The organism is Streptomyces sp. UG1 (genome assembly GCF_049974585.1).
Classification (GTDB): domain Bacteria; phylum Actinomycetota; class Actinomycetes; order Streptomycetales; family Streptomycetaceae; genus Streptomyces.
This window is the reverse complement of sequence record NZ_JBNGGG010000012.1, coordinates 210662-217538: the sequence shown is the minus strand read 5'-3', so window position 1 is coordinate 217538 and position 6877 is coordinate 210662. Positions and strand designations below refer to the sequence as shown.

Sequence of the window (6877 nt, the reverse complement as noted above, 5' to 3'; positions counted from 1 at the left end):
GGCCGTTCGTCAGATCCCCACGTCCCACGGGACGTGATCATCAACGAACAAGATCCACTTTCGCAACAGGCCCTAGGGCGCCCCCGCCGAGCCCGTTGAAGTGGGCGTCAAGGCGCGTGATGGTGCCCTGGACCCGGTCGACGTCGGACATGCCGATACGGCCGCGCCATGGCGTCCGGTCGATACCGAGGGCTGCGATGAGGGATGCGGCGATGAATGTGCGGCGCTGCACGGGCGGGTGTTCCTTCGCGGGTGCCGACCGCGCCGGTGCAGAGGGCGGTGCGGGCGGTTGGGGCTCGGGTGCCCCGGCGCGCGGCACGAATCCCATCTGCTGCGGGCTGCGGCCGAAGATGTGTTCCAGGGGCCGAAGGTAGCGCGGCCACGGCCAGCGCACAGCCCCGGAGACCCAGCGCCGGACGTGCCGGTCGGTGCAGTTCGCGGGCTCCCCGAACTCGTCGACGGCAACCCGGTTGACCTCCTCGGCCAACTGGGCGTGCGTGAACCCGAACTCCGTGAGCAGCGCCTCAAGTTCGGTGTTCCGCTGCCTGGTCACACCGCCGCCCCTCTCTCGTGCATTCGTGCACCACGGTAGTCCTGCCGCAGTCGACTACCCCCTGAAACTGTCCTGTTGGCTGTCGGCAACTGCCCCGAGACTGTCCTGATGGGCAACAGGACACTTCCGGTTCTGTTGGACCATGACGTCCTTCAGCCGCCACGTCCCCCCACCAGTCGAGCCACAGGCCGGCGTCCTGGTCCACTCCAGAGCGGACCGCGAACTTGCGGTCAGCCAGTGGCTCCTCCTCGCCGCGCTGGACACGCACAGAGCGCGTACGGAGTGGTCGAGGACCGGTACCGCGCTCCTGACGTGTGGTGCCCTCTTCACCGTTGTCCGCTTCTCGGCAGCCCTCGTGTACGCCGCTTTCGGCACGGACGATGAGCAGCGCATTGACGGCCTTCTCGCCGGTGCACTGCAAGGCGGCCCGGTGTTCGTCGACCTCCACATCCAGCGGTACTACGCCCTCGTGCCTCGCAGCACCGCAGAGCGCAAGGAGTGGCGCGGCCGTGCGCGCGACACGCACGCGGAATGCCTCGAACCCGGCAGCTACCTCGGCGTGCCCTCCCCGACTCAGCCCAGCCCCAGTTTCGGGCGCTCCCGCTGGTGCGTGCCGATGGACGGCCCCGGCGACCTGTGCAGCACGGAGGCCGTCTCCCAGCTCATGACGTACGGCCGGTACCGGCTCGCCGAGGCGGGAGAGGTCATCCGATGACGAACACGCCGCTCCTGGTCGACGCCGACACGATCCGGAAGGCGTACGAGGCTCTGCTGTGGGCTCCCCGCCTGCCTACCGGCGAGGAACTCGACACCCTGAAGAAGCAGTTCCAGGGGCATATGCAGCTCCTCATGCCGGAGGTACAGAGCCTCACGGCCCGCATGCGGGGCGAGATGCGATGGCTGGCGGTCCACGTCCTCGTGCGGGCGTCCCAGCTCCTGGAGGAATACGCCGACGGCTCCCCGGCCTGCGACGTGTACGACCTCGCCACCATGAGCCGCGCGCTCCTGACGCTGCACCAGCACCCGGGCCCGCTCGCGGAGCCGATCGGCGCGGACCAGATTGCCGAAGAGATCCGCCGACGTGTGTGCGGCGTCTGCTCGGGGCCGATCGCGGACGACGAGTCGTATGAGCGGCGCACGTTCGTCAGCAACTCCGGCGCCGGCATCAACGGCTACGCGCACACGAAGCTATGCGTCGACCGCGGCTCTTCCTGGTGCCAGTGCCGCCGCAGGGTCTGAACCGGCCTCAGCAGGCCCCGTAGACCCTCCCGCCGACGAGCGGACCTCGTCCCCGGGAGATGAGGCTCCGGCCGTCCGCACGTTCCCCCGACGGGCGGCCGGAGCCGTGGACCCCGGTGGGGTCGGGTGTACTCCGCATCCCCGGTCCCACCGGTTCCACACACGCACCACCGACGAAAGGGAGAGCAGCCTCCTCCCCGTCGAGTTCTCCCTGGCCCCCGGCCCGACCCGCGGCCCGACGATCGTCGACCGCCGCCTGCGCCACGGCGAGTCCGAAATCCACGCCGGTACGAGCGAACGGCCCTTGGTGGACGTGGCGTTGGACGTGGACGTGGAGCGATTCGTGAAGCTGTATCTGACGGCGGTGGAGCGGGCCTGACGACGGTGGGCCGGGCCTGACCATCCGTCACGCCCGGCCGCCGAAGACCAACCAACCGCACCCCCTCAGCGCTTGAGCGTGAAGGTGAAGTCGTCGGAGAGCTTGCCGCTCAGCCGGACGGCCGAGACGAGTTTCCCCTCCGTGAGCAGTCGTTCGACCTCGGCCCGTGACAGACCGCAGCCTTCGGCGATCAGGCGCACCGGCCGGACAGGGATCCGCGCCGCGAAGCGGACCGAGACGTCGATCACCTCGCGGTCCAGGTGATCCGAGCCGCCGGTGTCGAGGCGCCAGGCGCCCGCCCAGTCGAGGGCGATGCGACTGCGGCGTCGCACGAGCGGATCCTGGAGCAGTTCCGCTGTCAGGCCAGGGTCGTTGTCATGCAGCCGGTCCAGCAGGTCGGGTCGTATGGAGCGCACGTTCGCCCGCTCCAGGAGCGTGAGTTTCGCGGTCTCGCCACAAGCGGCGCAGAGCACGAGGAGCCAGGCGTCGATGAGCTTGTGGTGTGCGTTGACGCGGAATTTGCCGCTGGCCTGGAAGCGCTCGGACGCGCAGGTGTGGCAGCGGCGGACGATGAGCGGCAGGCAGGTGGGCGTGACCACCCAGTTTTCGAGCACAGAAGTACACCGGTTTCAGTGAGAAGTCCGCAGCAGAAAGAAGCGCGGCGCACTTGCGCGACGCGCGACCGATCAGCACTCGGGAGGTCTCACAGGGTGTACAAGGGCACGTCCTTGACTGGATGACTTGGTCCGGCAGCACGGTAAGGGCGCGCAGTGGCGCTGTTCCACTGGTTTTTCCACTGGTGTTCGGGTGCCGCGTCGCCGGGCAATGAGAAGGGCCCGGGGGATCCGCCGATCACCCGGGCCCTTCGTGTGCCTGTCGGTCCGTCAGGAACGGGCCGTACGGCGTCGCTTCGATGCCACCACGAACGCCGCGCCGCCCGCCATCAGCACCACCGCGCCGATCGCGATCGGGCCGGTCGCGCTGCTGCCGCCGGTCTTGGCGAGGTCGCCGCCGCCGTTGGGGGAGGGCGCCGCCGGGGGCGACGTCGAGTCGGAGGGCTCCGGGGTCGGGGTCGGGCTCTCGGTCGACGGGGTCTCGGAGGCCGGCGGCGTCGTCTCCTCCGCCGGGGTCGACGGCTCCTCGGTCGCCGGCTCGGAGGGCTCGGCCGGCGGTGTGGTCGGGGGCTCCTCGGTCGCCGGGGGCGGTGTCGTGCAGTCCTTCGTGCCGCCGTTCCAGGCCGCGATCAGCTTGTCCTTGATGACCGGGCGGTCCGGGCCCTTGGGCAGGTCGCCGTGTTCGAAGCCGTCGTCGGCGTCGAGCTTGCCGTCGAACTTCACCGCGCCCCGGTACAGGTCGACCTGCGCGAAGCAGCCCGCGTCCGGCACGGCGATGTCGAGGGTGTCGGTGCCGCCCGGCTTGACCGTGACGGTGTCGAAGTCGACGAAGACCTGCTCGCCGGAGGTGGCGAAGGTCGGCCCGTGGGCGAGGTAGGAGGCGAGCGAGGCGGTGCAGGTCGCGGCGTCGGCGGCGGCGCGAACCGAGATGTGGACCTTGCCGTCGTCGGTGACCTTCAGGTTCTGGTCGTCGACCTTGACCGAGTCGTAGAAGTTCTTGCCGTCGAGGGAGAACTGGCAGCGGTCGGTGGCCGTTTCGGTGCCCGCGCCGGTGCCGGGCTGATAGGTGCCGCCGGACTTCCAGCCGTCGCCGCCGTGTGAGCCGGTGGCCCAGGCGCCGGAGGCGGAGGCGACGGTGGCCGCGCACAGGGCGAGCGATGCGGCGCCCGTCCCCAGCAGGCGTCGCGCGATGACACGTCTCGCTATGGACATGCGTATCCCATCTGGCGTGTGCATGTACGGGGGGACACAACACCCCCTTGGTCTAAGAACACTGGGCTCGTTGGTCACTTCCGCCACAGCGTGAGCACATGGTGGGTCTCCTGGCAGAACGCTGTCAACCTGCGGTAACGCCTTCCCGGTTCAGCCGCCATCACAATTTCGCCACACCGGGAACCAACCACTCCGGTCACCTCAGACGTTCACCATTCCGGCGATGTGGACAGAGTTCGTATCGAAGACCACGCATCGCCGAAGAGGAGCCCGCGTGCCCGACCTCTCCTCCAGCAACCCCGACTGGTGGCGCCAGGCCGTCATCTACCAGGTCTATCCGCGCAGTTTCGCCGATGCCGACGGCGACGGGCTGGGTGACCTCAAGGGCGTCGCCCAGCGGCTGCACCACCTGGCCGCCCTCGGCGTGGACGCCCTGTGGCTCAGCCCCTTCTACCCCTCCGAACTGGCCGACGGCGGCTACGACGTCGCCGACTACCGCGACGTCGACCCGCGCCTGGGCACCCTCGACGACTTCGACGCCATGGCCGCCGAGGCCCACCGCCTCGGCCTGAAGGTCATCGTCGACCTGGTCCCCAACCACACCTCCCACCGGCACGTCTGGTTCCAGGAGGCGCTGCGGGCCGGCCCCGGCTCCGCCGCCCGCGAACGCTACGTCTTCCGCGACGGCCGTGGCCCGCACGGCGAACTCCCGCCCACCGACTGGCAGTCCGTCTTCGGCGGCAGCGCCTGGCGCCGCGTCCCCGACGGCCAGTGGTACCTGCACCTGTTCACCCCGCAGCAGCCCGACCTGAACTGGGAGAACGAGGAGGTCCGCGCGGACTTCCGCACCACCCTGCGCTTCTGGTCCGACCGCGGCGTCGACGGCTTCCGCGTCGACGTGGCCCACGCCCTGGCCAAGGACCTCAGCGAGCCGCTGCGCGACCTGGGCGCGCCCGAGCTGAGCGGCGAGGACGCCCTCCCCCGCTTCCCGCCCGGCACCCACCCCTTCTACGACCGCGACGAGGTCCACGAGATCTACCGCGACTGGCGCAAGGTCCTCGACGCCTACCGCCCGCCCCGCATGGCGGTCGCCGAGGCCTGGGTGAACCCCAGCTCCCGCCGCGCCCTGTACGCCCGCCCGGACGAATTGGGCCAGGCCTTCAACTTCGAGTACTTGCAGGGAGGTTGGGACGCCGAGGAACTGAAGCAGATCATCACCGAATCGCTCGCCACGGCGCGCGCGGCGGGCGCCTCCGCCACCTGGGTGCTGTCCAACCACGACGTCGTACGCCACCCCTCGCGCCTGATGCTCCCGCCCGGCACCGACGTGGACGCCTGGCTGCTGTCCGGCGGCCACGCCCCGGCCGTCGACGAGGCGGCCGGCCTGCGCCGCGCCCGCGCCGCGACGCTGCTCATGCTGGCGCTGCCGGGTTCGTCGTACGTCTACCAGGGCGAGGAACTCGGCCTGCCCGAGGTCGCCGACCTCCCCTTCGAGGTACTCCAGGACCCCATCTGGGAGCAGACGGGCCGCGTCCGCAAGGGCCGCGACGGCTGCCGGGTGCCGCTGCCGTGGACGACGACCGGCCCGTCGTACGGCTTCGGCGCGGGCGGTTCCTGGCTGCCGCAGCCGTCGGCCTTCGCGCGGTACGCCGTCGAGGCCCAGGACGGAGTGGAGGGCTCGACCCTGGAGCTCTACCGCAGGGCCCTGCGGCTGCGGCGCAAGCTGCTGGAGGGGGAGGAGCTGCGGTGGGCGCCGGACAGCCCGCCCGGTGTGCTGCACTTCGCGCGCTCGGACGGCTGGCGGTGCGTGGCCAACCTCTCCGGTGCGGCGGTGGCGCTGCCGCCCGGAGAGGTGCTGATCAGCAGCGGGCCGCTGGAGGACGGCCGGCTGGCCCCGGACACGACGGTCTGGCTGGCGTAATGGTGATGGTGACGGTGACGGTGCTCACCCGGCTGTGGGACCGGCCGAGCCGCTCGCCCGTGGGGTGAGGGTGACGACCGGGGCGCCCGGCGCCGGGGGCGGCGGGGTCAGGGCGGGGTCGGAAGGCCGCGGCGAGGTCGTCACCTGGACGTTGGCCTGTGCAAAGTCGACCAGTCCGGTCTTCTCCAGCACCGTGATGTGATCGAGTACGGTGTCGTTGGCCTGGTCGGCCAGGGCGCGGACCAGCGAGTTCCTGGTGGTGGCGCGAATGCCGGCGATCGTGGGGAAGATCTGGGCGTGCGTCATGCGCAGGATGTTGGCCATGTCGGTGTCGAACTGTTTGCCGGCGTCGGCGTTCAACTGGTCGACGAAGCCCTGCTGTTGGGGCGTGGCCTGGTTGGGCAGCGTGATGTCCAACTGCGCGGCGACCCTGCGGCAGGCGGCGTCGAGCGAGGCGTGGCCGTCGATGAGGTGCTCCCCGGCGATCCTGACCGGCTTCGTGGTGCCCTTCTCCAACGCCATCCGTCCCACCGGGTACTCCCACAGCCTCGCCGCCCGCACCTTGACCACGAAGTCCCGGTCGGCCTCCGTCAGGGGTCCGGTCGACGTGCTGTCGATGATCCGCCCGGGTGCGTTGCCGACCGTGTCGACTCCGAGCATGGCGGGATAGACGAGCGAGCCGACGGTCATGGCGAGCGCACCACCCACGAAGAGAGTTCCCGCGACTTCCCGTGAAACGAGCACCGTGTCTCCTGAACAGGTCCGTGCCCCCGCACGTACGGGAGTACGAATGCGGGAGCCCGGGAAACCATTTGACTTGGTAAGGGCTCGGCAGAGCCGTGCCTCAGACCCAGCCGCGCGCACCAGACCGGCGCGATCGGTCCGTCGCCGACCTAGCGTCGACCGAGCGCCGACCGAGTGAGACCCGCGGCCCGCTCGCGTGCCACGCCGGGTGACGC

At 70.5% G+C, this 6877-nt stretch carries 7 protein-coding genes and 1 pseudogene; 4 read left to right on the top strand and 4 right to left on the bottom strand.

Annotated features, from left to right (window positions below; translation table 11 throughout):
* Nucleotides 1-40: 40 nt before the first annotated feature.
* Entirely contained in the window at nt 41-553 is a 513-nt protein-coding gene (locus ACP4J3_RS16175; protein ID WP_426534793.1) for a hypothetical protein, read from the bottom strand.
* 142 nt (nt 554-695) lie between these two features.
* Here ACP4J3_RS16175 and ACP4J3_RS16170 point away from each other — a divergent pair, with 142 nt between their 5' ends.
* The 3 genes and pseudogenes from ACP4J3_RS16170 to ACP4J3_RS16160 form a co-directional block, all read left to right on the top strand.
* The gene (locus ACP4J3_RS16170) at nt 696-1268 is read left to right on the top strand and encodes a hypothetical protein (RefSeq protein ID WP_426534791.1); all 573 of its coding nucleotides are present in this window, start codon (nt 696-698) and stop codon (nt 1266-1268) included.
* Complete coding sequence (locus ACP4J3_RS16165) at nt 1265-1792, top strand: DUF6415 family natural product biosynthesis protein (protein WP_426534789.1); 528 nt, start codon at nt 1265-1267, stop codon at nt 1790-1792. Before ACP4J3_RS16170 ends, ACP4J3_RS16165 begins: the two co-directional genes overlap by 4 nt.
* A 193-nt stretch (nt 1793-1985) precedes the next feature.
* Nucleotides 1986-2171: pseudogene (locus ACP4J3_RS16160) on the top strand (nucleoside hydrolase); the annotation flags it as partial.
* 65 nt (nt 2172-2236) lie between these two features.
* Here the strand turns inward: ACP4J3_RS16160 and ACP4J3_RS16155 are convergent.
* Together ACP4J3_RS16155 and ACP4J3_RS16150 are read right to left on the bottom strand one after the other, a co-directional pair.
* Nucleotides 2237-2785, bottom strand: coding sequence for a DUF1062 domain-containing protein (locus ACP4J3_RS16155; RefSeq protein WP_426534787.1), 549 nt, complete (start codon nt 2783-2785; stop codon nt 2237-2239).
* A gap of 270 nt (nt 2786-3055) precedes the next feature.
* Complete coding sequence (locus ACP4J3_RS16150; RefSeq protein ID WP_426534785.1) at nt 3056-3997, bottom strand: LAETG motif-containing sortase-dependent surface protein; 942 nt, start codon at nt 3995-3997, stop codon at nt 3056-3058.
* Between the two features lie 223 nt (nt 3998-4220).
* Here ACP4J3_RS16150 and ACP4J3_RS16145 point away from each other — a divergent pair, with 223 nt between their 5' ends.
* A complete protein-coding gene (locus tag ACP4J3_RS16145) occupies nt 4221-5918 on the top strand; it encodes a glycoside hydrolase family 13 protein (RefSeq protein ID WP_426534783.1) in 1698 nt (565 codons plus the stop codon).
* A 24-nt stretch (nt 5919-5942) separates the two neighbouring features.
* Here ACP4J3_RS16145 and ACP4J3_RS16140 read toward each other — a convergent pair whose 3' ends face one another.
* Nucleotides 5943-6662: a DUF4142 domain-containing protein gene (locus tag ACP4J3_RS16140; RefSeq protein WP_426534781.1), complete on the bottom strand. Its 720-nt coding sequence runs from the start codon at nt 6660-6662 to the stop codon at nt 5943-5945.
* Nucleotides 6663-6877 lie beyond the last annotated feature (215 nt).